The 26,419-nt window shown below is 66.9% G+C and carries 20 protein-coding genes, 1 tRNA gene and 2 pseudogenes; 16 read left to right on the top strand and 7 right to left on the bottom strand.

From position 1 onward, the window contains the following. Positions 1–5: 5 nt before the first annotated feature. The gene (locus IPM60_00470) at positions 6–1,355 is read right to left on the bottom strand and encodes a DUF2254 domain-containing protein (GenBank protein ID MBK8906419.1); all 1,350 of its coding nucleotides are present in this window, start codon (positions 1,353–1,355) and stop codon (positions 6–8) included. Between the two features lie 201 nt (positions 1,356–1,556). Between IPM60_00470 and IPM60_00475 the strand changes: the two genes are divergently transcribed. From IPM60_00475 to IPM60_00535, 13 genes and pseudogenes are all read left to right on the top strand, one after another. After that, complete coding sequence (locus IPM60_00475; GenBank protein MBK8906420.1) at positions 1,557–1,979, top strand: hemerythrin domain-containing protein; 423 nt, start codon at positions 1,557–1,559, stop codon at positions 1,977–1,979. Positions 1,980–2,150: 171 nt separating this feature from the next. Continuing rightward, complete coding sequence (locus IPM60_00480) at positions 2,151–2,627, top strand: DUF421 domain-containing protein (protein MBK8906421.1); 477 nt, start codon at positions 2,151–2,153, stop codon at positions 2,625–2,627. 57 nt (positions 2,628–2,684) lie between these two features. After that, on the top strand, positions 2,685–3,659 hold the full coding sequence (miaA, locus tag IPM60_00485) for a tRNA (adenosine(37)-N6)-dimethylallyltransferase MiaA (GenBank protein ID MBK8906422.1): 975 nt from the start codon (positions 2,685–2,687) through the stop codon (positions 3,657–3,659). 102 nt (positions 3,660–3,761) lie between these two features. Then, positions 3,762–5,525 (top strand): acetolactate synthase 3 large subunit, encoded by a 1,764-nt coding sequence (locus IPM60_00490; protein MBK8906423.1) that lies wholly within the window; start codon positions 3,762–3,764, stop codon positions 5,523–5,525. A gap of 120 nt (positions 5,526–5,645) precedes the next feature. Continuing rightward, a complete protein-coding gene (ilvN, locus tag IPM60_00495) occupies positions 5,646–6,167 on the top strand; it encodes an acetolactate synthase small subunit (GenBank protein MBK8906424.1) in 522 nt (173 codons plus the stop codon). A gap of 445 nt (positions 6,168–6,612) precedes the next feature. Continuing rightward, positions 6,613–8,163 (top strand): 2-isopropylmalate synthase, encoded by a 1,551-nt coding sequence (locus IPM60_00500; protein ID MBK8906425.1) that lies wholly within the window; start codon positions 6,613–6,615, stop codon positions 8,161–8,163. Between the two features lie 176 nt (positions 8,164–8,339). Further along, a pseudogene (locus tag IPM60_00505) lies at positions 8,340–9,381 on the top strand (rod shape-determining protein). An 88-nt stretch (positions 9,382–9,469) separates the two neighbouring features. Further along, the gene (mreC, locus tag IPM60_00510) at positions 9,470–10,471 is read left to right on the top strand and encodes a rod shape-determining protein MreC (GenBank protein ID MBK8906426.1); all 1,002 of its coding nucleotides are present in this window, start codon (positions 9,470–9,472) and stop codon (positions 10,469–10,471) included. A 10-nt stretch (positions 10,472–10,481) separates the two neighbouring features. Continuing rightward, the gene (gene mreD / locus IPM60_00515; GenBank protein ID MBK8906427.1) at positions 10,482–11,003 is read left to right on the top strand and encodes a rod shape-determining protein MreD; all 522 of its coding nucleotides are present in this window, start codon (positions 10,482–10,484) and stop codon (positions 11,001–11,003) included. A 30-nt stretch (positions 11,004–11,033) separates the two neighbouring features. After that, the gene (gene mrdA, locus IPM60_00520) at positions 11,034–12,956 is read left to right on the top strand and encodes a penicillin-binding protein 2 (protein MBK8906428.1); all 1,923 of its coding nucleotides are present in this window, start codon (positions 11,034–11,036) and stop codon (positions 12,954–12,956) included. Between the two features lie 75 nt (positions 12,957–13,031). After that, a complete protein-coding gene (gene rodA, locus IPM60_00525; protein MBK8906429.1) occupies positions 13,032–14,180 on the top strand; it encodes a rod shape-determining protein RodA in 1,149 nt (382 codons plus the stop codon). Positions 14,181–14,264: 84 nt separating this feature from the next. Beyond that, a tRNA-Lys gene (locus tag IPM60_00530) sits at positions 14,265–14,340 on the top strand. A 178-nt stretch (positions 14,341–14,518) separates the two neighbouring features. Further along, positions 14,519–14,989 (top strand): hypothetical protein, encoded by a 471-nt coding sequence (locus IPM60_00535; GenBank protein MBK8906430.1) that lies wholly within the window; start codon positions 14,519–14,521, stop codon positions 14,987–14,989. Between the two features lie 211 nt (positions 14,990–15,200). Here the strand turns inward: IPM60_00535 and IPM60_00540 are convergent, their stop codons facing one another. Together IPM60_00540 and IPM60_00545 are read right to left on the bottom strand one after the other, a co-directional pair. Continuing rightward, positions 15,201–16,133, bottom strand: coding sequence for a formylglycine-generating enzyme family protein (locus IPM60_00540; GenBank protein MBK8906431.1), 933 nt, complete (start codon positions 16,131–16,133; stop codon positions 15,201–15,203). Between the two features lie 388 nt (positions 16,134–16,521). Then, positions 16,522–16,719: pseudogene (locus IPM60_00545) on the bottom strand (transposase). Between the two features lie 305 nt (positions 16,720–17,024). Between IPM60_00545 and IPM60_00550 the strand changes: the two are divergent. Then, positions 17,025–19,844 carry a methyl-accepting chemotaxis protein gene (locus IPM60_00550; GenBank protein ID MBK8906432.1) on the top strand — a complete coding sequence of 940 codons (2,820 nt, stop codon included), beginning with the start codon at positions 17,025–17,027 and terminating at the stop codon, positions 19,842–19,844. Positions 19,845–19,980: 136 nt separating this feature from the next. On the opposite strand, the gene IPM60_00555 is transcribed toward IPM60_00550, so the two are convergent. Next, positions 19,981–20,229 (bottom strand): hypothetical protein, encoded by a 249-nt coding sequence (locus tag IPM60_00555; GenBank protein ID MBK8906433.1) that lies wholly within the window; start codon positions 20,227–20,229, stop codon positions 19,981–19,983. A gap of 176 nt (positions 20,230–20,405) precedes the next feature. Between IPM60_00555 and IPM60_00560 the strand changes: the two genes are divergently transcribed. Beyond that, on the top strand, positions 20,406–21,332 hold the full coding sequence (locus tag IPM60_00560; GenBank protein MBK8906434.1) for a 1-phosphofructokinase family hexose kinase: 927 nt from the start codon (positions 20,406–20,408) through the stop codon (positions 21,330–21,332). A 20-nt stretch (positions 21,333–21,352) separates the two neighbouring features. Beyond that, a complete protein-coding gene (gene mtgA, locus IPM60_00565) occupies positions 21,353–22,054 on the top strand; it encodes a monofunctional biosynthetic peptidoglycan transglycosylase (GenBank protein MBK8906435.1) in 702 nt (233 codons plus the stop codon). Here the strand turns inward: mtgA and IPM60_00570 are convergent. Genes IPM60_00570 through IPM60_00580 form a run of 3 tightly spaced genes read right to left on the bottom strand, consistent with a single transcriptional unit; the run spans position 21,956 to position 26,401 of the window. After that, on the bottom strand, positions 21,956–22,783 hold the full coding sequence (locus IPM60_00570; protein ID MBK8906436.1) for a hypothetical protein: 828 nt from the start codon (positions 22,781–22,783) through the stop codon (positions 21,956–21,958). The genes mtgA and IPM60_00570 overlap by 99 nt on opposite strands. Beyond that, positions 22,776–24,224: a GTPase/DUF3482 domain-containing protein gene (locus IPM60_00575; GenBank protein MBK8906437.1), complete on the bottom strand. Its 1,449-nt coding sequence runs from the start codon at positions 24,222–24,224 to the stop codon at positions 22,776–22,778. The genes IPM60_00570 and IPM60_00575 overlap by 8 nt, the downstream gene beginning before the upstream one ends. Then, positions 24,221–26,401 (bottom strand): DUF2868 domain-containing protein, encoded by a 2,181-nt coding sequence (locus tag IPM60_00580; GenBank protein ID MBK8906438.1) that lies wholly within the window; start codon positions 26,399–26,401, stop codon positions 24,221–24,223. Before IPM60_00580 ends, IPM60_00575 begins: the two co-directional genes overlap by 4 nt. Positions 26,402–26,419: the final 18 nt, after the last annotated feature.

A 26,419-nucleotide genomic window follows, 5' to 3' on the forward strand; every position in this document is an offset into this window, starting at 1 on the left:
AGGCCTCATGGGGCGCGGCGTCCGACGCGGAGATCGTTGTCGCGGAAAATCAGGTCGATGGCGCTCTTGTCATCGGGATGGGAGAGGTCGGCGTGGCAGCCCGTCAACAGGGTGTCGCAGTGCCGGTCGATAACCGATCGCTGGTGCCCTGTCGGCAGGTTCAGGCGCAGGTCGACCAAAGCATGAAGGAGGTGCAGGGCGACCGTGCGGTCCCCTTGCGCGTACGGCCTCAGTTGCCCGAACATCGCGTCGGCGAAGTTCTCGAAGGTCGTCGGTTCCGCGACCACGCGGAGATCGCCGTTGTCGTCGAAGCGGTAGCGGTAGGGGATTTCCCTGCCTGCCAATTTCTTCAGTGCGGCGCTGAACCAGTCTATGCAATAGCACGCGGTGAACGGGTCGTTGATGCCGGGCGACAGCGCCCGGATCGCCACCTCCGCCAACTGCTTCACGAGAAACAGCACGTCCTGCGACGGCGTGCGGCGGGCGCCGAGCACGAACGCCGCGCGCACGCTGCGTATGGCGGCGGCGTCGACGAGCGCGGACGGCTTGGCAAGAACAAGAGGGGACGTATGGGAGACGAAGGCGCCGGGGGCGACGGTCATCCACAGCACCAGTCCCTTTTTCTTGGCTGCGGCGATCAACTGGGAGCCCTCGATGTTTTGGACGTAGCCGACGTCGCCCGCGTCGACCGCCACCGCGTCCTCGCTGGGAAGCGGAACGCCGCCGTCGTCGGCGGAAAACCCGGCCGGGGGTCCGGCGCCCTCGCCCAGGTGGTCCGGATAGAGGATGTCGATCCGCTTCAGGAGATCGTGACCGATGCCGGCGATCATCTGCGAGATGTGGATGTTCTCCGGGATGTGGTGGATGAAGTAAATAAGCACGCCGAGGCTTGCGACACCCATTAGCAACGCGCCCAGCACCGCAAGCGTCGGCACGAAGACGTAGGCCCCGGCCGAGTCTTCACCCCCGTAGACGCTGGTCAGGACCAGGATGCAATAAAGGAAGGTGGCGACGAAGGTGCCGAGGGTGACTTGATTTCCGCGGTCGGTCATAAAGTTGGTCATCAGGCGCGGCCCGAAGTTCATCGCCGTCGACGCCACCGCGACGATGGTGATCGAGAAGGTGACGCCCGCCACCGTGATCATCGAGCCGGCGATCGTTTGCAACACCGCGCGGGCGCCGTCGGCCTCGTAGGCATGAAGCCAGGGGATGCCATCGATCCAGGAACTGCCGATCAATCTATCCAGGCTGACCATGCCGAAAGCGGACGCCGCGGCGGCGATCGCCATTGCCGTCGGGACGAACCAATAGCTTTGACTTATACCGTTCACCAACTTCCAAACCTGCGCGCGCACTCGGTCCTCCAGATCATCGTCATTCGGTGCCGGGCCATTGAAGCCGGGTTTGCTCGACCGCGATAGCCCCGAAACGTTTACCCGCGTCCCCGGCAGCGGTGGCGGCGCCGGCGGCACTCGGAACCGGGCGCACCCGCCAAGCGTTCCCCCGTCATCAAGCATCGACAGTGACATCAGCATCGACAGTGACAGGGAGACCCCATGAACACCATCTTTGACCTCCTCGAAGCCGACCATCGCGAAGTCAAGCAACTGATGAAGAAGGCCGAGGACGACCCAAGCCTGATGGCGAAGATCGAGCAGGAACTGGACGTGCACACCCGGTTCGAGGAAGAGATCTTCTACGTGGAAGCCGAGGCAGTTACCGGCATGAAGGAAGAAATCCAGGACGACCTGGAAGAGCACCAGGAAGCGAAGGAGATGCTGGAAAAGCTGTCCAAGCTCAAAGCTGGCGGCAAGGAGTGGACATCGGCGCTGAGAGAGCTTGCGGATGCCCTCGATCATCACATAAAAGATGAGGAAACCAAGCTGTTCCCGGAAGCCCGCAAGAAGATCGACGTCATCCGTTCTGAAGAGATGACGGAACAGTATATGGTGATGAAAGAGAAAGCGAAGGCAGCCTGACCCAGGCTGGGGACGCGGGAATCGCCGCGTCCCTCTTGCCGCCGTCACCTTCGAGGTGACAGGCTTCCTCGAAGAACGTCGAGCGCCGTGACCGCTCGTTCTGACCGGGTGCCCATCGCGCCGATTTACCGAAGGACCTTCATAGGTCGACTGTCGAGCGAAGGCTGACACATGTTTTTCGAGTCCTGGACCGGCCTGCTTCGGATCATTGTCGTTGGCTCCGCCTGCTATATTGCCCTCATCCTCATGCTGAGGGTGTCCGGCAAACGCACCCTCAGCAAGATGAACGCTTTCGATCTCGTGGTAACGGTGGCGCTTGGCTCCACCTTCGCCACGGTAGTCATCGATCGTTCGGTCCCGCTCGCTGACGGCGCTGTCGCCCTGGGTTTGTTGATCTTCCTGCAGTACGCCATCACTTGGATGTCGGTGCGATCCGATCGCGTCCAGGCCTTGGTCAAGAGCGAGCCGACCTTGCTGGTACGGGACGGCGGTTTTCTCGACGACGCGATGCGGCGGCAGCGGGTGTCAAGAGAGGAAGTTCTGGCGGCTATCCGCGAGGAGGGCAACGCCTCGCTAGAGGGAACGGCGCTTGTGGTGCTGGAAACCGACGGCACCATGAGCGTCATTCGCAAGTCGAACGATGCGTGAAGGCGCGCCGGCTTGCGCGAAGAAGCGCGGCGCGCGGCGCGTCAGGCGGATCCGCGCATAGGGACGTCCGAAGCGAACCTGACTCCCGTCGTTGTCATCGCCGGCCCGACGGCGAGTGGCAAATCTGCGCTGGCGGTGGATGTTGCCGAAGCCGTCCGCGGCACCGTGATCAATGCCGACAGCATGCAGGTCTACCGGGAGCTGCGAGTGCTGACTGCGCGTCCCAGCCCAGCCGATGAGGCTCGGGCGCCACACCGGCTGTTCGGCGTGCTGCCGGCGGCGAAGCGGTGCTCTGTCGGACGCTGGCTGGCGATGGCGGTGAGCGAGATCCAATCGGCGCGTGAGGATGGCCGTGTTCCGGTGGTCGTCGGCGGCACCGGGCTTTACCTCAAAGCCTTGATACACGGGCTGACGCCGATCCCCATCATCCCCGCGAACGTACGGGCACAGGCAGAGGCGTTGCACGCGCGGCTGGGCGGCGCGGCGTTTCGGGCGGCGCTGGCGGCGCTCGACCCGGAAAGCGCCGGTCGTCTGCGGGAGAGCGACCCTCAACGCCTGATCCGTGCGTACGAGGTGGCGGCGGCCACCGGTCGGCCGATCGGCGACTGGCGCCGCTCAGCACCGGCGTCCCCGGCCGGCTGCGGGCCGTTCGTCGTCGTGGTCGTCCGGCCGCCGCGGGAGACCTTGTATGCGTCCATCGACGTTCGTTTCGACAGGATGATTGCCGACGGCGTCGTGGACGAGGTGCGCACAATCGTGGCTATGCGGCTCGATCCGAGCCTGCCGGCGATGAAGGCGGTCGGGGTGCGGGAACTGGCGGCGGCGCTCGACGGCAACAGCACCATGGAGGTAGCGGTCGCCGCGGCGAAACAGGCATCGCGGAACTACGCCAAGCGGCAATTGACGTGGTTGCGCCACCAGTTGGCCGCCGACGTGTCGCTGGACGAGAAATATTCGGAAAGTTTCCGCGCAAAAACCCTTTCGAACATTCGCCGGTTTCTGTTGACCCGCGGCGCGCGACCCTCTACATGACACGTGCAGCCGCGAAAACCGAGGCGTGCACGCGCGAACACGGTGGCCGCTCCCCCGAGCCACGCCCCCACTCAGCCGATAGAGAGAGAAGAGAACAGCGACATGGCGGATGATATGATGACCGGCGCACAGATCCTCCTGAAGGCGCTCACCGACCAGGGCGTCCAGGACGTCTTCGGCTATCCGGGAGGCGCCATTCTGCCGGTATACGACGAGTTGTACAAACAGAACGCCATCCGCCACATCCTGGTCCGTCAGGAAGGTGGCGCGGTCCATGCCGCCGAAGGCTATGCCCGCTCCACCGGCAAGGTGGGCGTGGTGTTCGTGACCTCCGGACCCGGCGCCACGAATGCCGTGACCGGCTTGACCGACGCGCTGATGGACAGCGTGCCGCTGGTCTGCATCTGCGGCCAGGTGCCGACCCACCTGATCGGCAACGACGCCTTCCAGGAGGCCGACACCACCGGCATCACCCGTCCGTGCACCAAGCACAACTACCTTGCGCGCAACACCGATGACTTGGCGCGCATCGTCCACGAGGCGTTCTACGTGGCGCGGAGCGGCCGCCCCGGGCCGGTTCTGATCGACCTTCCCAAGGACGTTTCCCAGGGGACGGGCCACTACATGTCGCCGGAGGACGTTCGCCATCGCACCTACCGCCCGCGCACCAAGGCCGCCCCGGACGCGATCGAGACGGCGGTCAGCATGATGGCGGCGGCCAGGAAGCCTCTGATTTACGCCGGCGGCGGGGTCATCAACTCCGGCGACCGCGCCTCCGAGCTGTTGACGAAACTGGTCGACACGAGCGGCTTTCCGATCACCCTGACGCTGATGGGCCTCGGGGCGGTGCCGTCATCGCATCCCAACTTCCTCGGCATGGTGGGCATGCACGGCACCTACGAAGCGAACATGGTGATGCACGACTGCGACCTGATGCTCAACATCGGTGCCCGCTTCGACGACCGGGTGACCGGGCGGCTGAACGCCTTCGCGCCCCGTGCCAAGAAGATCCACATCGACATCGACGCATCCTCCATCAACAAGAACGTGATGGTGGACCTGGGCATCGTCGGCGACGTCGCTTCGGTGCTCGAAGACCTGCTTGCCGTGTGGACGAAACGGAAGGTGAAGCCCGATCAGAAGGCTTTGGCCGGCTGGTTCGACGAGATCAAGGTGTGGCGCGCCCGCGACTGCCTGGCCTTCCGCCAGGAGGGCGACATCATCAAGCCGCAGTACGCCATCTCCCGGCTGTTCGAGCTGACCAAGGGCCGCGACGACGTCTTCATCACGACGGAGGTCGGCCAGCACCAGATGTGGGCGGCGCAACTCTACGGCTTCGAGAAGCCGCGGCGCTGGCTCACCTCGGGCGGGCTCGGCACCATGGGCTATGGTCTGCCGTCGGCGATGGGCGTGCAGGTCGCCCACCCCGGGGCGCTGGTGATCGACATCGCCGGCGAGGCCTCGATCATGATGAACATCCAGGAGATGTCGACCATCGCCCAGTACCGCCTGCCGGTGAAGGTGTTCATCCTCAACAACGAGTACATGGGCATGGTCCGCCAGTGGCAGGAGTTGCTGCACGGCAGCCGCTATTCGCAGAGCTACATGGAGGCGCTCCCCGATTTCGTGAAGCTGGCGGAGGCTTTCGGTGGCGTGGGACTGCGGGCGGAACGGGCTGCCGAGCTTGACGACGTCATCAAGGAGATGATCGCCGTCGACCGGCCGGTAATCGCCGACATCCGCGTCGACAAAGCGGAAAATTGCTTCCCGATGATCCCCTCCGGAGCCGCTCACAACGAGATGCTGCTCGGGCCGGCCGACCAGGTGGCCAAGCCGATTTCTGAAGAGGGCATGGTGCTCGTATAGCGCGCCTTTACCTTCCGCCGCGGGCGGCGGTCGTCGCCGCCCCGGTCTTTCCGCACGACAACCCCATCGGCTCGGCAATCCGCACCGCGCGTGCGATCCAGCCCACCAAGCTTAGGAGCATTGACCGTGATCAGCGAGGCCTCCCCATCGGAACGGCACACGATCTCCGTTCTCGTCGACAACGAACCGGGCGTGCTCGCCCGCGTGGTCGGCCTGTTCTCGGGGCGCGGCTATAACATCGAGAGCCTCACGGTCGCCGAGACCGACCCCGAGGGCAATCTATCCCGCATCACCATCGTCACGTCGGGGACGCGAATGATCATCGAGCAGATCAAGAACCAGCTCGGCCGGCTGGTGCCGGTGCACAAGGTCAGCGACCTGACCGTCGAGGGTCCATGCGTGGAGCGGGAACTGGCGCTGATCAAGGTCAACGGCACCGGGGACAAGCGGGTGGAAGCGCTCCGGATCGCCGATATCTTCCGGGCTCGCGTCGTCGACAGCACCAACGAGTCGTTCGTGTTCGAGATCGTCGGCCGCACCTCGAAGATGCAGGCGTTCGTCAAGCTGATGGCGCCGCTTGGCCTGGTCGATGTCGCGCGCACCGGCGTCGCCGCCATCGCCCGCGGCCCGTCGGCGATCTAGGGGCGCATCCGGGCGTGCTATCCTTCGCGATTGTGACGTCCAGCCGCGAGCAGCTTCATGATCAGCTCCAGGATGATCGGGGCGACCGAGCGCTTCATATCACATCGTTGTTGACAAGGGGTCGCGGCGTCTGTCTTTAGTGGAGACGGGCGCATCGCGCGATATCATGCGTAAGCGCTCGTCAGGGAAGCGGAAGCGAGACGGTCCGGGGCGATACTGAACGCAATCGCAGCATGAGCATGGAATTGCATAAGATCGCCAACAACGGGCGCGTCCGCCAAGGCGCAGCGGCCGTGTCGCCGCTTTGGACGTTCGTCGTCGGTAGCCTGCGACTTAGGTGCCCCTGAGCGCGTCTCGGTGTCCGCATGAGCGGGGGCCGGCGGTTCAGGGGAGCAAATGCGTAACGTGAACGTTTGCAACACCACCCCGACGAAGGATTCCCGGCATGAGTACCAACCCTGATCCGAACCGGATCGTTATCTTCGACACCACCATGCGCGACGGCGAGCAGTCGCCCGGCGCCTCGATGACGCTCGACGAGAAGCTCAGGATCGCCGCCCTGCTCGAGGAGATGGGGGTCGACGTGATCGAGGCCGGCTTCCCGATCGCGTCCCGCGGCGACTTCGAGGCCGTGCACGAGATCGCCAAGGTCGTGAAGAACTCGGTCGTCTGCGGGTTGAGCCGCGCCGCCCGCGGCGACATCGAACTCGCTGCCCAGGCGATCAAGCCGGCGCCGCGCGGGCGCATCCATACGTTCATCTCCACCAGCCCGCTGCACATGAAGTACAAGCTGCAGATGGAGCCGGACCAGGTCTACGACGCGGTGATCGACAGCGTCCGCACCGCGCGCCGCTTTACCGATGACGTGGAGTGGTCGTGCGAGGACGGCTCGCGGAGCGACCACGATTTCCTCTGCCGCTGCGTCGAAGCGGCGATCAAGGCGGGCGCCACCACCATCAACATCCCCGACACCGTCGGCTACGCCCTGCCGGAAGAGTTCGCGGCGCTCATCCGGATGCTGTGGAACCAGGTGCCGAACATCGACCGGGCGGTCTTCTCGGTCCACTGCCACAACGACCTCGGCCTCGCCGTCGCCAACTCGCTGGCCGCCGTGCGGGCCGGCGCGCGCCAGGTCGAGTGCACCATCAACGGCCTCGGCGAGCGCGCCGGCAACGCCGCGCTGGAAGAGATCGTCATGGCGCTGCGCACCCGCCAAGACCTGATGCCGTACACCACCGGGATTGCCAGCGAGCATATCATGCGGGCATCGCGACTGGTCTCGGCGGTGACCGGTTTCGTCGTCCAGCCCAACAAGGCCATCGTCGGCGCCAACGCATTCGCCCACGAAGCCGGCATCCACCAGGACGGCATGCTGAAGCACGCCGGCACCTACGAGATCATGACCCCGGAGTCGGTCGGACTGCACAAGTCGAAGCTGGTGCTGGGCAAGCATTCCGGCCGCCACGCCTTCCGCGAGAAGATCAGGGAGTTGGGCTACGATCTCGGCGACAATGCGCTGGCGGATGCCTTTCAGCGCTTCAAGGACGTCGCCGACGTCAAGAAGGAAGTCTTCGACGACGACATCATCGCCCTGGTCGACGACGAGGTTCTCCGCGTCAATGACCGCATCACCCTGAAATCCCTGACCATCCAGTGTGGCACCTGCCAGCCGCACGCGGCGCTCGAGCTCAAGGTGGACGGCGAAGTGCGCGGCTGCGAGGACACCGGCGACGGCCCTGTCGACGCCGCCTTCACCTGCATCAAGCGGTTGTTTCCGACCGACGCGCGCCTGCAGTTCTACCAAGTGCACGCCGTGACCGGCGGCACCGACGCCCAGGCCGAAGTCACAGTGCGGCTCGAAGAGCACGGCCGCACCGTCAACGGCCGCGGCGCCGACACCGACACGATCGTCGCCTCCGTCAAGGCGTACGTGAATGCTCTCAACAAGCTGTTGGTGAAGCGGGAGAAGACGGCGCCGTCGGCGCTGTCGGCCTGAACCGCCTGCGACAAACCGCACGCCGGGAGTTCCTTGGCCCCGCGTTTTGCGCTAGAAGAAGCGGCCGTCCGGGGATTGACTCCGCGCGGCCGCTGTCTTTTATCGGTCGTCACCTGGTCTGTCGTCAGCCGGCCAGTCGTCACTCAATGATCATTCCCTGAAAGCGAGCGCGGACGATGTTTTCACGTCTCTTCGGGTTCCTGTCCGCCGACATGGCGATCGACCTCGGAACCGCGAACACACTGGTGTACGTCAAGGGCAGAGGCATCGTCCTCAACGAACCTTCCGTGGTCGCGATCGCCGAGTACCGCGGGCGCAAGCAGGTGCTCGCCGTCGGCGAGGAAGCCAAGCTGATGCTGGGCCGCACCCCCGGCAACATCCAGGCGATCCGGCCGCTGCGCGACGGCGTGATCGCCGACTTCGAGGTCGCCGAGGAGATGATCAAGCATTTCATCCGCAAGGTGCACAACCGGCGGAGCTTCGCCAGCCCGCTGGTCATCGTCTGCGTGCCGTCGGGCTCGACCGCGGTCGAGCGCCGCGCAATCCAAGAATCGGCGGAGAGCGCCGGCGCCCGGCGTGTGTGGCTGATCGAGGAGCCGATGGCGGCGGCGATCGGCGCCGGCCTGCCGGTGACCGAGCCCACCGGCTCGATGGTGGTCGACATCGGTGGCGGCACCACCGAGGTCGCGGTGCTGTCGCTCGGCGGCATCGTCTATGCGCGCAGCGTCCGCACCGGCGGCGACAAGATGGACGAATCGATCATCGCCTACATCCGCCGCAACCATAACCTGCTGATCGGCGAATCCAGCGCCGAGCGCATCAAGAAGGAGATCGGCTCCGCCTGCCCGCCGGAGGACGGCGAGGGCCGGCACCATGGAGATCAAGGGCCGCGACCTGATGAACGGCGTCCCAAAGGAACTTGTGATCAGCGAACGCCAGATCGCCGAAAGCCTGGCCGAGCCGGTTGGCGCCATCATCGATGCGGTCAAGGTCGCGCTCGAGCACACCGCCCCCGAACTCGCCGCCGACATCGTCGACAAGGGCATCGTGCTGACCGGCGGCGGCGCGCTGCTGGCCAACTTGGATTACGTTCTTCGCCACGCCACCGGCCTGCCGGTGTCGATCGCCGACGAGCCGCTGTCGTGCGTCGTTCTCGGCACCGGCCGCGCCCTTGAAGACATGAAGCGCATGAAGAACATTCTCATCTCCATGTACTGAGGCGCCGACCGGACGCGCATGATGTTTGTGTTGAAGGGGCGGCTGTCCTAAAGTTGAGGGAGCGCGCGACTTCGCAGCGCTGCCGTGTATGATCGCGCCAGGATCCCCTTCAGCCAACGGCCGCCGATTGAACGAACGAACCCGCTCTGAGCACCGCACCGTCGGCGCCGTCCGAACCGTGGTGCAGCGCTTCGCCTACTTTGCCCTCGTCCTCGTGGCGATCGGCCTGATGATGCTGGGCAAGGTCGATACGGTGATGATGGAGCGCCTGCGCCTGGCGATGGTCGACACCGTGGCTCCGATTCTCGAACGGCTGTCGGCGCCGGCGGACGCCATAGCCGAGGGCGTCGAAGGGATCCGCCGCTTGGTCGCCGTGCACCAGGAAAACGCCCGTCTGCGGCTCGAACGTGATCGGCTGGTCAAATGGCAGGCCGTAGCGCTCCGCCTCGAAACGGAGAACGCCGCGTTGCGACGACTGCTGTACTTCGTGCCGGATCCCCGGGCCCGCTATGTGACGGGACGGGTGATCGCCGATACCGGCGGCACCTTTGCCCACAGCCTGCTGCTCAACGCCGGCACCGCCGATGGCGTCGCCAAGGGCAACGTCGTCCTCACCGGCGACGGGCTGGTCGGGCGGGTGGTCGGTGTGGCGCAGCGAACATCCCGGGTGCTTCTGATCACCGACCTCAACTCCCGCATTCCGGTGGAAGTGTCACCGGCGCAGACCAAGGCGCTGCTCGCCGGCAGCAATACGGACCAGCCACTGCTGATCCATGTCGAACCGGAAGCCAGCATCGCGGTCGGCGACCGCGTCTCGACCTCCGGTGATGCAGGGGCGTTCCCACCGGGCCTCCCGATCGGTCTGGTTTCGGCAGTCGAAGAGGGCGTCATCCGGGTCAAGCCGTTCATCCGCCGTAGCCACGTTCAGTACGTGCGCGTCGTCGACTACGGACTGCAAGGCATCCTGGGGTCGAGCCCCGCCATCCGGCAGAAGACGTCGCCCGGCGACGATGCGCCCGCCGTCATGCCCGACGCCGGCGAACCGGCGGAGGCCGCGGCGCCGCCGGGGATGCCGGGGCCGCAGCAATGAGCTTACCCTCGTGACCGTTAATCCCTCGCTGTGGACCAGGATGGAGATCGCGTCACGGCGCATGACGCCGGTCATGCTGACAGTGTTGGCGTCGCTGCTGACGGTGATACCCGCACGAATCCCCGCCTTGCAGCCGGTGGTGCCTTTGTGGCCCATGATGATGGTGTTCCACTGGTCGCTCTATCGCCCGGATCTGATGCCGGTGACCGCGGTGCTGCTGATCGGTCTCCTCCATGATGCGCTGATCGGCGCCCCCATCGGCCTCAACGCCCTGGTCTTCGTCATGATCCACGGCGCCGTCAACTCCCAGCGCCGCTTCTTCACCCGCAAGCCGTTCGGCATCATCTGGCTGGGATTTGCCGTAGTGTCCGCTGCCGGCCTCGCCGCCGCATGGTTGCTGGGCTCGCTCTGGAACCGGCACGTGCTGTCGCCGGATGCGCTGATATTCCAGTATTTGCTGACGCTTGGGTGCTTCGCGCTGGTGTTCCGGCTCATGCTCGGCTGGCAGCGCGTGGTTTTGGGGCAGACGTGATGCGCCGCCGCGTCTCCTTCGGGACCTGACATGTACCGGGATCAGGACCGCCACAAACAGTTCACCCGCCGCGCGCTGGTGTTGGCGGGCGCCAAGCTCGCGGCGTTCGGCATGCTCGGCGGGCGCCTGTATTATCTGCAGGTGGTCGAGTCCTCCCGCTATGCGACCCTGGCGGAGGACAACCGCATCAATCTGCGGCTGCTGCCGCCGCCGCGCGGGCGGATTCTGGACCGTCACGGCCGGCCGCTCGCCCTCAATCGCCCGACCTACCGCATGGTCGTCGTCCCCGAGCAGGCCGGCGACGTAGAGCAGATCCTCGATACCATCGCCGCGATGGTCGGCATCGATGAAGACGAGCGGCGGCGCATCCTTCGCGACGTGGCGCGCAAGCGGGCGTTCGTTCCGGTCACGGTGCGTGACGATTTGGCTTGGGAAGACGTGGCGCGCATCGAGGTGAACGCACCGGACCTTCCGGGGATCGGCATCGAACAGGGCCAGAGTCGCCTCTATCCACACGGCGCCGAGTTGGCGCATGTGCTCGGCTACGTCGCGGCGGTGTCGGAACAGGAGGCAAAGGACGATCCGCTGCTGCAACTCCCCGACTTTCGCATCGGCAAGTCAGGGATCGAGCACACCTACGACCTCCCTCTCCGCGGCACTGGCGGCCGCTCCGAAGTCGAGGTCAATGCCTACGGGCGCATCATTCGCGAACTCGACCGCTACGACGGCGAGCCCGGCACCGACCTGCGCATTGCCATCGACCTTGAGCTGCAGCAACTGGCGCAGCGCCGCCTCGAGCAGGAAAGCGGCGCGGTGGTGGTCATCGACGTGCAAACCGGCGCCGTTCTCGCCCTCGCCTCCAATCCCAGCTACGACCCGAGCGCCTTCAATCGCGGCCTCCGCTCCGAAGAATGGCGGGCGCTGCTGGCCGATCCGCGCTCGCCGCTGACCAACAAGGCGATTGCCGGCCAGTACGCCCCCGGCTCGACCTTCAAGATGGTGACGGCGTTGGCGGGGCTGGAGCGCGGCGTCGTATCGCCGGACACGCGGGTGTTCTGCGGCGGGGTGACGCGCCTCGGCAGCCACAAGTTCCACTGCTGGAAGCGGTGGGGACATGGCACCTTGGACATGCGCGACGCCATTGAACAGTCCTGCGACCTCTATTTCTACGAAGTCGCCAAGCGCGCCGGCGTCGACCGCCTCGCCGCCATGGGACACCGCCTCGGGCTCGGGCACACGCTGGGGATCGATCTGCCCGGCGAGCGGACCGGCCTGTTGCCGACGCGGGACTGGAAGGTCGCCACCCTTGGTCAGCCCTGGCACCAGGGAGAGACCTTGATCGCCGGCATTGGCCAGGGATTCGTGCTATCGACGCCGTTACAGCTTGCGGTGATGACGGCGCGCATCGCCAACGGGCGCGAGCAGGTCATGCCGCATGTGGTGCGGCCCGGCGCGGCGGGCGCTGCAGCCCAGCCGCCGAACGCAGGCGCGCCGGAGCCGCTCGGCATCAGCCCGGCGCACCTGCAGGTCGTCCGGGACGGCATGATCGGCGTCGTCAACGGCAGCCGCGGCACTGCCCGCCGGGCGGCGATCACCGAGAACGGCATGGAGATGGCGGGCAAGACCGGCACCTCGCAGGTGCGCCGCATCACCGCCGCGGAGCGGGCGGCCGGCATCTCCAAGAACGAGGACCTGCCGTGGGAGCGCCGCGACCACGCGCTGTTCGTCGGCTATGCCCCGATCCAGGCGCCGCGCTACGCCGTGGCGGTGATCATCGAGCACGGCGGCGGCGGATCAAAGGCGGCGGCGCCGGTCGCCAAGGACATTCTCCTCGCCGCGCAGCACATGGACGTGCTCCGCATCGCCCGGCACAAGCCTGGGCCCGGTGCAGGAGCGGACGCAGACGCCGGGGCTGCCCATGCGGCGCCCGGCGCCTCCGGCGGCCCGACGTGAGGCCACGAACGTGAGGAAGAGTCGTGACGCCAGTGACGTGAGGAAGCGATGTGACGCCACGAACGTGAGGAAGCAATGAGCCTCGACGCCCTGGAACGCCAGCGCCTCACGGTCCCGCAGAAACTGCTGCAGATCCGCTGGTTGTTCGTGTTCGCCATCGTCCTCGTCGCGGGCGTCGGCGCCGGCATGTTGGTCTCGGCCGCCAACGGGAGCTTCCAGCCGTGGGCGGTCCGCCATATCGTTCGCTTCGGTGTGTGCGCGGTTTTTATGATGGCGATCGCGGTCACCGACGTGCGTATCTGGCTCCGCTATGCGTACTGGATCTACGCGGGCGTTCTGGCCCTGTTGGTGGCGGTGGAAATCGCCGGCTCGGTCGGCATGGGGGCGCAGCGCTGGATCGACCTCGGCGTCATCAACCTGCAGCCGTCGGAGTTGATGAAGACCGCCGTGGTGCTCGCCCTGGCGCGCTACTTCCACGGCGTCGACATGGAGGACATCGGCCGCCCCCTGCTGCTGGTCGTGCCGCTCGCGCTGGTAGCCGCGCCGACGGTGCTGGTGCTCAAGCAGCCTGATCTCGGGACCAGCCTGATGTTGCTCGCGGCGGGCGGCGCCGTTTTTTTCGCGGCCGGCGTCCGGCTTTGGAAGTTCGCGCTGGTGATCGCCGCGGCCGGCGGGGTCATGCCGGTGCTGTGGGGAATGCTGCACGACTATCAGCGCCAGCGGGTGCTGACGTTCCTCGACCCCGAGAGCGATCCGCTCGGCAGCGGTTACCACATCATCCAATCCAAGATCGCGCTGGGCTCGGGCGGGCTGTTGGGCAAAGGCTACCTGCAGGGCACCCAAAGCCACCTGAACTTCCTGCCGGAAAGGCAGACCGACTTTATCTTCACCATGCTGGCGGAGGAATTCGGCCTGGTCGGCGGTGTCGGCCTGATGGTTCTCTATCTTGTCGTAATGGCGTACGGCTTCGCCATTGCGCTGTCGTCCCGCAACCAGTTCGGCCGATTGCTGGCCGTCGGCCTCACCACCACGTTTTTTCTATACGTATTCATCAACATGGCGATGGTGATGGGGCTGATCCCGGTGGTGGGGGTGCCGCTGCCGCTGATTTCCTACGGCGGCACGGCGATGATGGCGCTGATGATCGGCTTCGGCCTGATGCTGTCGGTTTACGTGCACCGCGACGTGATGATCGGGCGCAAGCACGCCGGCGAGGAGATTTAGGGCGCCGCCGGTCGCGCACTCGACATCGGCGCGCCGCTTTGCTAAACACGCCACATCCCCTCTCGTCGGGATCCTCACCCGTGCGGGCGCATAGCTCAGTTGGTAGAGCAGCTGACTCTTAATCAGCGGGTCGTAGGTTCGAGTCCTACTGCGCCCACCAAATTCCGTACCCGCCTGCTGAGCGGCTTTTCGGCTCTCTCGCTCGCGCGAGCGGCGCGGCCAGATAGATCCCGCACCGCCAGAATGAAAAACCTTGGCGCGCAGGTCGAGCGGGTGCAACGTGCCGATGTGGGTGCGCAACGCGAAGATCACGTCGAAAGGACGGAGGAGGGAGGCGAATGAAACTTCGCGATGTGTTGGAGAAGTGGGGGCTGACGAAGCTCGCCATCAAGGCGCCGTTCCTGGAGGCCGCGTGGGAGCCGAAGGAACCGGACATGACCGCGGCGTGGGAGCTCTACGTCGAGTTGATCACCCGCGTGGCGACGCAACACCTCGACCCCGAGGAGGGCGATGAGGCGGCGGCGCTGGAGAGCGTGTACCAGCTGTTTCCGCTGACCCGCGACACCATCAAGCGCCAGGGGCGGCACTGCATCAACTTCACCCGCATCGCCGTCGTCGTGCTCAATCAGATCGTCCGGCCGTTCACGGCGAAGTGGCACCCACGCATCCTTGCCGGCCCGCTCGACACTGAGGCCCGCGAGCGGTTCCGGGCCGAGCTGCGCGACCTGCAGACGGACTTCCGCAAGTACACCCGACTGCTCGCCGACATGGCCGACGTCGAGGACCTGACGGACCTGGAGGCGGTATAGATTCCCACGACATACAGGAGCGCGTTTGGAGGCGCCGTGCACGAGCCGGCACAGCAGTTCGACATCTTCTTGAGTTACAACCGGCTCGACCGCCGCGCCGTCGAGCCGCTGGCCGAGGCTCTGCGCGCCGGCAAGCTCAAGGTCTTCAAGGACGACTGGTACCTGCGGCCGCGTGAATTCTGGCCGACGCTGGCGCGCCGCTTGTCAGTGATCAGTGGCCAGAAGATGGGGACGAACACACCACACGGAACCCGAAGTCGTAGCTCCGGTAGAACGGGTCGTACCTGTTGCGGTAGGCCGCACGCGCGAGGTCCTGACTGTAGTACCAGGACCCGCCGCGAAGCACACGGGGACCGAAATCATCGCCGTCCGCATCGAGCCACGCGCTGCCGTCTTCCGGTGCACCGGCATAGCTGTCATGCCAGCAGTCCTCGACCCACTCCCAGACGTTACCGTGCATGTCATGGAGACCCCAGGCGTTGGCGGGGTAGGTTCCTACCTCGGTGGTCCTGCTGCCATCGATGTTGGCGTCTTTCCCGCTGATGTCGTTCCCGAATGAGAAGCGGGTGGTCGTGCCGGCGCGGCAAGCGTATTCCCATTCAGCCTCGCTCGGCAGCCGATAAGGCCTGCCGGTCGCAGCGGCCAGCCACTTCACATACGCCTGGGCGTCATCCCAACTGACGTTGATGACCGGACATCGACCCCGGCCCCAGCCTTCATCCCCGGGTTGCTCTCGCCCGGTGGCCTCGCAGAAGTTGTCGTATTCCTCGAACGTCACCGGGAACCTGCCGATGGCGAACGGACGGGAGATGGTGACCCGGTGCTGCGGGCCTTCGTCGTCATACCTGCCGGTTTCGCTATCCGGAGACCCCATCATGAACGTGCCGGCGGGCACGACCACCATCTCAGGACACCATGGCGCATCGATATCGCGAAACGCCTCCCCTGGCGTCCATGGCTCCCTCGGGGAGTGCGGCCCCGGCTGCGCCCGCGGCCCGCGTTGCGGGCGCGACGTCGCCAGCGCCTTCTGCAGAAAGGGGACAAGATCCCGGAGGTCGGACCTGAGGCGATCGTGACGAAGAAACACCGCCTGCCGGCGGACCAGCGGTCGAAGCTCCTCGGGAAGGAGGTCGTCCGCCGGCATCCGCGCCTGATCGAGCAGGAGGGGAATGACTCGCTTCTTTTTGGCCAGAGCGGCGGCGATCTCGATGCGGACGTAGTCCGCCGGCTGACCGAGCCGGTCCATCGTCTCGAGCCAGCCCCGCCCGATCACACAGAGCAGAACGTCGCACCCGTCGATCTGCGCCTCGAGGATCTCGACGAAGTCTTCGCCGGGCTCGATCCCGTCGACATCGAGAAAGATCTGCTCGGGCGTGAATGCGTGCTCGATGAGCAGGCTGCGCAGCCATCCCGCAGACGGGGTATCCGGGCCGCGGCGATAACAGATGAAGATTGTTCCTGCCATGGTCCCCCGACCTTGCCCGACCATACCCGCACACGCCCGTCACATGCCGAAACTCTACTTCATGGCGTCACCCGCTTCCAAGCGCTTCGCCCCGCATCCTCGCAGCCGGCCCGCTCCATCGTGTTCGGCGTCGGTTGAAGCGGAAGACGAACTCGTCGAGGTAGCTTTGCAGGTGAGGCCGGCGGAGGCCGCGATAGACGCCAAATGCCCAGGTCTTGAGGTTGGCGAAGGCGCCGTGCGTCCAAGGTTGCAGCACGTGGGCGGCCCGACTCGTCATCCCGATGGCCGCCGGGATGCGGTACCTCAACGTCTCTGTCGCCGCCGCCATGGTGCTGGGCGAGGCTCTGCGGCGAGCCGGGAGGGTTCTCCGGAGCCGCCGCGCCGTTTAGCTCGCGCTTCGGCAATATTTCGTGGTCGCCGCTCGTCAGTCCGAGCAGGAGGATCGCACAAGGTCGCTGCGTTAAGCCGATCTTCACGCTGAAGGTGCACGTTCGGTACCGCATGCACCTCGACATGCCCACGCGGAGCCCCTGGGCATCCGCCTCAGCCAAACTTGTGGAGACGACAGCGATGTTCCGGCCGTTCGGCAAATTCCAGCTTCGCATCAAGCCGAAGCTGATCTCCAGTTTTCTGGCAGTGGGCTTGATCCCGCTCGCCATCCTCGGAATTCTCTCGGTCTACGAGAGTTCCGATGCGCTTCATCACGCGGCGACGCACAAGCTCGAGGCGGTGCGGGAAATCAAGAAGGATCAGATCGAGCGCTTCTTCGAGGAGCGCCGTGGCGACACGCTGCTGCTCCGCGACAATGTCGCCACCTACAAAAACAAGGGTTTCGAGAGGCTGCAGGCGGTTCACGGCTCGCAGAAGAGCAGAGTCCAGGACGCGTTCGCCGGACTGGCGCGGACGACCCGGAACCTCGCCGTCGATCCGTCCGTCCGCGAGGTGCTGAGCGAGATGAGCGCGGCCGAGGGCTACCGCGACCTGTCCGCCGTTGCGCGTCATGACCCGCGGCTCCGGAGCCTTGCGGAGGCGGCGACGGACCTGTTGCTCATCGACGCCGCCGGTGATGTCGTCTACAGCGCACGCCGCAGCGACGACGTCGGAATGAACGTGTTCACCGGGAAGCTTGCCGACAGCAGCCTCGCCGCCGCGGTGGCGGCAGCGACCGCAGGCCAGCAACCGGGCGTCGGCGACTTCGCGCCACATCCGGCCAACGGCGCCCAGACCCTGTATCTGGCCGGCCGCGTCAGCGCCGACGATGGCCGCCCGCTCGGATCGGTGGCCCTGCAGGTCTCCGCGCAACACTTCGACGACATCCTTCGGCGGCAGGGTCCTCTCGGCAAAACCGGGGAGACCTACCTGATGGCCGTCGACGGCGGCCGCTTCTCTTTTCGCAGCGCGATGCGGACGATGGGCGACGGCGCCTTCGTCGTCGGCTACGACGCCACGTCGATCGCACCGGGATACCTCAAGCGGATGGCCGCCGGCGAAAGCGATGCCAAGCTCTTCACCGATTCCCTCGGGAATCCTGTCATGGTCGTCTACAGTCCACTGGATCTCCCGGGGCTTCAGTGGGGTATCGTGACCAAGATGAACCTCGAGGAAGCGGTGGCTGTCGAGGTTAACGGCAAGCAGTTCCTGCACCAGTTCATCGAGACCTACGGCTTCCACGACGCCTTCTTGATCAACCCCGAAGGCTTTGTTTTCTACACCGCCGCACATGAGCGGGACTATCGCACCAACCTGATGACCGGCGAGTTCAAGAACACGAATCTCGCCGACCTGTTCCGCGAAGTGCGGGAGACAGGCCGCTATGCCATCGCCGACTTCGCGCCTTACGCGCCGAGCGGCAACGCTCCGGCAGGCTTCGTCGCGGCGCCGCTGATCGAGGATGGCGAGGTACAGGTGGTGATCGCCCTACAGTTGTCGCTGGAGGCCATCGGCTCGATCATGCAGGACCGGAGCGGCATGGGCGAGACCGGCGAGACTTATTTGGTCGGAAGCGACCATCTGATGCGGTCGGACTCGTTTCTCGATCCCGAGCACCATTCGGTGGTGGCGTCGTTCGCGAACCCCAGCCGGGGCAAGGTCGATACGGTTGCGACGCGCGAAGCCCTCGCCGGCACCGCCGCAGTCGGCGACGTCGTCGATTATCTCGGCGACGAGGTGCTCTCGGCGTACACGCCGCTGCAGGTAGGCGGGCTCACCTGGGCGCTGGTTGCCGAGGAAAGCCGCGAGGAAGCGCTCGCAGGCGCTACCGCTCTGCGCTCCAAGGTCCTGTTGATCGCCGCCGCCGGAGCCGCAGTCATCGCCGCTGTCGGTTACCTTCTGGCGCGCGGCATCGCCAATCCTGTCGTCACCATGACCGGGGCGATGCGCCGGTTGGCGGACGGCGACCTCGCAACGGAGATTCCTGCCACCGGCCGTGCCGACGAGATCGGGCACATGGCGGGGGCAGTGCAGGTGTTCAAGGACAATGCCATCCGGGCGCAGCGGCTCGAGGCGGAGCAGGCAGAACTGAAGGCGAAAGCGGAACAGGAGCGGCGCCAAGCGCTTCTCACGCTTGCCGAGGGCTTCGAAGCCAGCGTCGGCAGCATCGTCATGGCGGTGTCGTCGGCGTCGTCTCAGATGGAGGTGACGGCGGGGGCGATGTCATCGGCAGCCGAGGAAGGCAGGAGCCAGTCCGGCTCGGTGGCGGCGGCGAGCGAGCAGGCTACGAACAACGTCCAAGTGGTGGCGTGCGCGGCCGAGGAGCTTGCGAGATCGGTCCAGGAGATCGCCCAGCGCATGTGCGAGACGAGCAAGGTGGCGGAAACTGCTGCCGGCGAGGCGGCGGAAGCGCGCGCCAAGGTGCGCAGCCTGGCCACGGCGGCGGAGAAGATCGGCGAGGTCGTCGCTTTAATCACCGACATCGCCGGGCAGACCAATCTGCTTGCCCTCAACGCCACCATCGAGGCGGCTCGTGCCGGCGACGCCGGCAAGGGCTTTGCGGTGGTGGCGAGCGAAGTCAAGAACCTGGCGACTCAGGCGTCCAGGGCGACGGAAGAGATCGCCGGGCAGATCGGCTGTGTGCGTGGCGAGATCGGCAGTACCGTCCAGGCAATACAAGGCATCACCGGCACGATCGAGAAGATCAACGAGATCACGGCGGCGGTGGCGGCTGCGGTAGAAGAGCAGGAGGCGGCGACCAAGGAGATCGCCCGCAACGTCGAGCAGGCGGCATCCGGCACACGGGAAGTTTCCGGGGCCATCTGCGGCGTCGCTGAAGCAGCCGGAACAACCGGCAGGGCGGCGCACGAGGTGTTGCAGGCCGCAAGCCAGATGTCGCGGCAGTCTGCCGAAATGCACCGCTGCGTCGACGCGTTCCTGGCACAGGTCCGCGCCGCATAGGGCTTGATGCGGTCGGGTCGACCGCATCCTCCCTCTTGGTTAACTAGAGAGCGTCAATGCGTCCGACCGGGAACGGTTGGACGCATTTTGCTCATAGAGAATGGTGCGGCCAGGGCGACCCCGGCGCCGCGCCCAGCTACTCGATGCCGAGGATCTCCATCGCCTTGCCGAGGACCTCCACGGACTCTTTGTGCTGGCCATCCTTGTGCAGCTTCTCGCCCGTCGCCCGCAAGTCCTTGACGTTGTCCAGTTGCTCCTCGGTCAGCTGCGGGTTCTTCGCCAGCGCGGCGTCGATCTTGGCCATGTCCTGAGGACAATGCATGGCAAAAGCGGGAGTCGCGATAAATGCGGCCATTGCAGCAGCGATGAGCGATTTCCTGATCATGCCGTTCTCCCTGTTCCGTTGTTGCGGGATCGCCGTCGGGTCCCGCCAACGAGATGGGAGTAGGACCGGGCCACGCCAAGGTTATTTTCGCTCCGACAGCGGCCGGCCGCTGTGTCATGATCCCCGGCGCCAGGCGGCTCGACGAAGATCGGCAGACCAGAGGGGAGAGATCGCGCATGACCAACATCGTCACCCTGACCCTGAACTCGAGCGTCGACGTGCAGTGGGACGTGGACGAAGTGGTGCCGATCCAGAAGCTTCGCTCGTCGGCGCCGTTGCACTTTCCGGGCGGCGGCGGGATCAACGTGTCGCGGGTGATCCGCATCCTGGGCGGCAACAGCATCGCCATCCATACCGCCGGCGGACACACGGGTCAGCAGTTTCGCGGCCTTGTCGAAGCGCAAGGACTGCTGACCCGCACCATCCCGATCCAGGGAACGACGCGTTCCAGCGCGACCGTGTTCGAGCGCTCGACCTCTCAAGAATTCCGCGTGACGCCGCCCGGGCCGGTGATGAGCGAGCATGAATGGAACAGCTTCCTCGACGCCGCGTTCGAATACGCCACCGACTATATCGTCGCCACCGGCAGTTTGCCGATCGGGGTGCCCAACGACTTTTACGCCCGGGTGGCGCGCGTCGCGCGAGAGAAGGGCGTGCGGGTGGTGCTCGACACGGCGGGACGAGCCCTGTTCGAGGCGCTCAAGGAGGGCGTCTACATGGTCAAGCCCAATCTGAACGAGCTCGAGCGGCTTGCCGGCCGGAGAGCCGAGACCGACCAGGATCAGGAGACCCTCTGCCGAGAACTGATCGCTCGCCGCGGCGCCGAAATCGTCGCCCTCACCCTCGGCGCCGATGGCGCGCTGCTGGTCACGCCGGACCAGAGCCTCCGCCTCAAGGCGCCAACGGTCGACGTGAAGAGCGCCGTCGGCGCCGGCGACAGCTTCGTCGCCGGGCTGACGTGGGGCCTGGCCAGCGGCCGTTCGTCGGCGGACGCGTTCCGCCTTGCCGTCGCCACCGGCACCGCCACGGTGATGACCGCCGGCGGCGAACTGTGCCGGCGCGCCGACGTGGATCGGTTCTACGAGGAAATCACTCGGACCTGAGGCCCGAGAACGCGCGTAGCATGGCCAGATCCCAACGGATTCGCGGCATTCTGAGGTCGTTCCGTAAATGGCTGGTGATCGCGGCACTGGCGCTGTTGGCCGCGCCGACGGTCCTCGTCGCCCTTTATGCGGTTGTGGACCCGCCGCTGACGCCGCTGATGGTCATCCGACTGCTCGCGGGCGAGGGGCTGGACAAGCGCTGGATGCCGCTGGAGCGCATCTCGCCGCACCTGCCGGAGGCGGTGATCGCCGCCGAAGACAACCGGTTCTGTGAGCACCACGGCTTCGATTGGAAGGAGTTGAAGGGCCAGCTGGATCGCGTGTTCCAGGGGGAGCGCCCGCGCGGCGCCAGCACCATCACCATGCAGACGGCAAAAAACATTCTCCTCTGGCCGGCGCGGGATCCGCTCCGCAAGCTTCTGGAAGCGTGGCTTACCCCGCAGATCGAACTCATGTGGAGCAAGCGCCGCATCCTCGAGGTCTATCTCAACGTGGCCGAGTTCGGCGCCGGCATCTATGGCGCCGAAGCCGCATCTCGCACGTTCTTCGGCCGCGCCGCCTCCAACCTGGACGCGGGCCATGCGGCACTTCTCGCCGCCGTTCTACCCGATCCTCGTCAGTTCTCACCCGTCAAGCCGAGCGCCTACATCCGCCACCGGGCCGGCGTCATCCGCCACCGCATCGCCCAGCTCGGCCCCCTCCTCGCCTGCGCCCGCACGTGACACCTTCGCCGGCGGTTTGCGCAGGAGGGCGTTGATCACGGTGGCCGGCATGTAGCCGCGGGCAAGATAGGCGCGCTTGTCCTTGAGGGTCTTCAGCAGGCTTTTGTTGTCGTCGGGCGGCAGCAACACCTGGAACACCGTCGCCTCAAGCTGCCGCGCCGCCAGGGAGTGATCCGGCCGGCCGTTGCGGAAGACGCGATAGGCGACGTCGCTCGACCCGCCGCTCCAGAACGCATCGACCAACTCCAGACCCTCGAACAGCGCCATTACTCCCGACAACGACATGCGCCAGTAGTCGTCGGGAAAGCCATGGAAAGCCTGAACCCAGGGTACCTGGACGAAGATCTGGCCGCCGGGCGCCAGCAACGCAGCCATGGTGTCCGCCGCGGTCCACGGCGTGCGCAGATGTTCCAACAAATGAGCGCAGATGAAGCCCCGCAACGGCCGCCCGGCCAGCATCGGCGCCAGCGCGTTGCGGATGACCTCGCGATCGCCGCAGACGTCGAACACGACATCGACATTGTCGCCCGGCTCCAGATCGGCGCCGATGAAGCCCTTGTCGGCGAGGCGCTGGCGCCAGTTGAGGCGCTTGGTGTCGACGATCTGGGCGCGGGATCCGATTTGGCAGATCGGGCCGCGCAGCCGGCCGCTGACCCGCTCCAACTCCTCGACGTAGCGGCTCTGATGGAGCGTGAAGGTGGGCCCGGCCGCGTTCGTGGCGTCACTCAAGATGGCCTCCCTGTGGTGCGGCGGGCGGCTCGGAGGCGCAGGTCAGGGAGTGAGAGAGTGCGTCGGCAAGACGATGCTCGGCAGCCATCCGTTCGCCGTCTCCGGCCGCGGCGATGACGCCGGCCCCGCCGAGCCGCGACCAGTGCGGGTGCACGCGCGCCTCATGCAGGCTCTCCGGCAGGGCGTCCCTCGCCCAGACGCGGCGGTGTTCGTCGCCACGGGCCTGCATGCGGATCTTGTCCTGGCTGGCGTGGCCTCGGCGCAGCAGGGCGGCCACCAGTTCCAACTGACGCACCGCGAGCAGACGCACCGTCGCCTCTTCGACCCGGAGTTCGCTGACGCCACGCAGCGAGTCGGCGATGCGCCGGCCGTGGCTGCCGAAGCTGCTCCAGAGCGCTCCCGCCGTGGCCCCCAGCGCCGCCCCGGCACCCAGCGATGCGCCGCCGAGCATGGCGTCAATGGCAAGCCCGGCGACCGCGCCCGCCGCAGCGCCGCCGCCGGCGCGAATGCCGAACTGCTTCAGCGAGGCCGGGTGGAAAAGATCAAGGCCCCAGTGGCCGCCCTCGATGGGCAGTGCATCGCTTTCGTAGTCATCGGGGCGGAAGCGAAACAGCCCCAGCAGCGCCGTCACGCAGTGCTGCTCACGCTCGCGCACCGCCGCGCGAACCGCCTCGACGGCAGCGGCGCGATCGCCTTCGGCCGGCACCAGCACCGTGTACGCGGCGACGTCGATGAGCAGGTCGGCCAGCACTTCGGCGGCGGCGCGCACCAGGCGCCCGCGCTGCTGTTGCCGCTCGCGGATCAAGGCCTCCAGGGTCGGCCGGAACGAATCCAGTACCGTCTGCATCTTTTCGAACAGCCGCTGCTCGGCGGTCTCGTTGAGCACCACGGTGTCGAACTCTGCGACCACGTGCATGCCGACGTGGCCGAGATGGGCGCGCCACTCCTCGGTCCGCGCCTCGGGATTGGCAACGAAGTTGAGCACCGGCACCACCGGCCGGGCGCAGCGGCCGAGGATCTCCAACTCGTCGCGGTGCTTGCCGAGCACCCGGTCCCGGGCGTCGATGACGTACAGCGCCGCATCGCAGGCCAGCAACTGCCTGAGCGCCTTGGCCTCCTGCTCGTACGGTCCCTGTGCGGCCGCCCCATCGAGGAAGCGGGTGACGACCTTCACCCACGGAGTTTCGCGGTCGCGTTCCAACCCGTCCAGGTGTTCGAGCAGACCGATGGAATCTTCCAGCCCCGGCGTATCGTAAAGCTCGACGGCCGGCGCCCCGTCGACCAGCAGCACCGTGCCTTCGACGTGCCGGGTGGTGGCGGGCGAACTGGAGACCTCGCCGAAAGCGGCGTCGCGGGTAAGGGTGCGGAGCAGCGAGGTCTTGCCGGTGTTGGTGTGCCCGACCACGGCGACCTTGAGCACCGGGCGCGACGGGACGCTCATGAGCGGATCTCCCCGGCGACGACGGCGTCAAACCGGGCTGCCAGCGTGTTCAGCCAAGCGGCGGCGGCTTCGGCGTCCGCCATCGGCGGCGGGTTCTCCTCGACGAGGACGCGATCGAGGACGCGGGAAATCTCCGCCTCGTCCCGCCCTTGCAACTCCAGCACCAGCGCAAACAGGGCAGCGGCGGAGACGGCCTCGCCGATCGCAGTGCCCGCGCCCGCGTCGGCGCCGCCCCGCCCGGCGTCATCGCCGCCGCCGCCGGACCGCAGCAGCGCCATCGCCGCCGCGCCGATCCCGGCCCAGGCCGGCAGCGAGGCGATCGCCACCGGCGCAACGAGAGTTGCGGCCGCCACACAGCCGACCGCCCCGGCCAATCCTCCCACCGCCGCCCACCGGCCGCTCATACGGAGCCGCTCCGGCAACAGGGTCACCATGCGCCCCGCCCCGGCGCGCAGGTCGTCGATGCGGGGGGCGTGAAGCTCCGCCGGCACATGCAGCAGGTCTCGCCATGCGGCGCGCTCGCCCTGGTAGAGGCGTGCGATGTCGCGCTGCAGTTCCGCCTGTTGCGCCGGACCCGGCGCCTCGGTCCAGCCGCGGGCCTGGGTGACCGTGTGCGCGAATGCCTGGCGCAGCCGACGCCCGCCGGGCGCCTCATCGGTCGCGAAGGCCAGCACCGTCGCCAGCCGCCGGCCGCTGGCGGCGGTGAGGTGGTCCAGATCCACCTCCACCACGCGATCGTCGGGAACGCCGGCGCGGGCGGCGAGGCGGCGCCAATCCGCCACCCGCCGTTCCAGATGCGCCGACGGGTCGCGCTCCCGCAAGCGGTGGCCGCCGGTCAGCGCCAGGACCGCCGGAACGCGGCTCTCTGCCTGCAGGATGCGCACGAACGCGGCGGTGCCGCGATCGGGCGTCGCCGTCAGCGCGCACACCACGACCACCGCGCGCGGCGGCGGCAGCGCCGCCGTCAGCCGCTCGACCACCCGCCTTCGGTCGTCGCGGTCGTCGACGAATCCCAGATCCAGCCACCGCGCCCCGTCAAGGACCGGCGGCCAGCCGCCCGGCGGGGGCTCGATCTCCAGCCCCAGCACGGCGGCCGGGCCCTCCGCCGCGATCGGCAGTGTTTCGGGCGGCCCGCTGGCGGCGTCCTCGACCGGCGTCGGCGGCGCCTGGTCGACGACCCCAATGCTGTGGGCGACCGGCATCACCCGCGCCTCGAGCCGGGCGAAGCCGATCTGCGTCAGGTCGAGCCGATACCGCCGGCAGGCGCCGCGCCAGACGCCGACCGCGACCATCAGCGCCATCGCCCGTGGCACGATGCCGTAGGCGACGATCGCCCCGACCAGTAGGCCGGCCCACGCCTCGCGCGCGGCCAGTACCTCGATGCCGATCCCGGTCCAGCGGCTGGCGGCGACCTGGCCGGCGTCGGGCGTCGGGAACCCCAGCCAGTCGGGCAGGATCGCCAGGATGCGGGTGAGATCGACGTAGGTTCGCGCCGACAGGATCGTCGTCTCCCAGGCGAAGCTGTACTGGCGGGTGCTGAGCAGCAGCACCACCATGAGCAGGCCCCCGACGAGGAACGCCAGCCACAGAAGATGGCTGATGCTGCTCAACAGCCAGCGGCCGACGGCGCCGCTCGCAAACACACCGGCGGCCGCCTGCGATGCCGCGACGTGCAGCGGTCCGCGGTGCAGCAGCCGGTTGAGCCTGCGCCCCAACGCCAATGCCGCGCCGCCGAGGAGGCCGGTGACGGTGTCACCCGGCCGCAGGCAGATGATCACGATCCAGACCAGCAGCGCGAGCGTGTGCACGCCAAGCAGGCTTCCCAGCACCCAGAAGAAGTTCGCGGGCTCGCCGGCGGAGGCGCCAAGCGCGAGGCGCGCCGCCGTCGCACCGGCCACCGCGGCGACGGCGGCGGCGATGACGACAGCGGCGATAGTGGCGCCGCGCAATTGCGCCAGAGCCTGACGCAACCCGTGCGCAACCGAAACGGCGCCGGCGCGCACCACGATGCGGCGTTCCAGATCGCCGCCGGCCGATCGCCCCGCCGCATCCGCCTGCGGCTCATGCAGGGTCGCTCCCCGCCCCTCCTCATGGACGCGCACCGCCTCGGCCAGCACCCGCTCGCCGATGCCGATCCTCCCGCCCCCGTCATGCCGAAGCCCTGTCGTCAACCCCACCTCAACCCGGTTCCGCCA

The organism is Rhodospirillales bacterium (genome assembly GCA_016710335.1).
Taxonomy (GTDB): Bacteria; Pseudomonadota; Alphaproteobacteria; order Rhodospirillales; family Defluviicoccaceae; genus JADJXQ01.

Coding starts and splice junctions, on each gene's coding strand:
- IPM60_00475 (MBK8906420.1), top strand. CDS start 1,557: ATGAACACCATCTTTGACCTCCTCGAAGCCGACCATCGCGAAGTCAAG.
- IPM60_00480 (MBK8906421.1), top strand. CDS start 2,151: ATGTTTTTCGAGTCCTGGACCGGCCTGCTTCGGATCATTGTCGTTGGC.
- IPM60_00490 (MBK8906423.1), top strand. CDS start 3,762: ATGGCGGATGATATGATGACCGGCGCACAGATCCTCCTGAAGGCGCTC.
- IPM60_00500 (MBK8906425.1), top strand. CDS start 6,613: ATGAGTACCAACCCTGATCCGAACCGGATCGTTATCTTCGACACCACC.
- mreC (MBK8906426.1), top strand. CDS start 9,470: ATGATCGCGCCAGGATCCCCTTCAGCCAACGGCCGCCGATTGAACGAA.
- mrdA (MBK8906428.1), top strand. CDS start 11,034: ATGTACCGGGATCAGGACCGCCACAAACAGTTCACCCGCCGCGCGCTG.
- rodA (MBK8906429.1), top strand. CDS start 13,032: ATGAGCCTCGACGCCCTGGAACGCCAGCGCCTCACGGTCCCGCAGAAA.
- IPM60_00535 (MBK8906430.1), top strand. CDS start 14,519: ATGAAACTTCGCGATGTGTTGGAGAAGTGGGGGCTGACGAAGCTCGCC.
- IPM60_00540 (MBK8906431.1), bottom strand. CDS start 16,133: ATGCCGGCGGACGACCTCCTTCCCGAGGAGCTTCGACCGCTGGTCCGC.
- IPM60_00550 (MBK8906432.1), top strand. CDS start 17,025: ATGTTCCGGCCGTTCGGCAAATTCCAGCTTCGCATCAAGCCGAAGCTG.
- IPM60_00555 (MBK8906433.1), bottom strand. CDS start 20,229: ATGATCAGGAAATCGCTCATCGCTGCTGCAATGGCCGCATTTATCGCG.
- IPM60_00560 (MBK8906434.1), top strand. CDS start 20,406: ATGACCAACATCGTCACCCTGACCCTGAACTCGAGCGTCGACGTGCAG.
- mtgA (MBK8906435.1), top strand. CDS start 21,353: ATGGCCAGATCCCAACGGATTCGCGGCATTCTGAGGTCGTTCCGTAAA.
- IPM60_00575 (MBK8906437.1), bottom strand. CDS start 24,224: ATGAGCGTCCCGTCGCGCCCGGTGCTCAAGGTCGCCGTGGTCGGGCAC.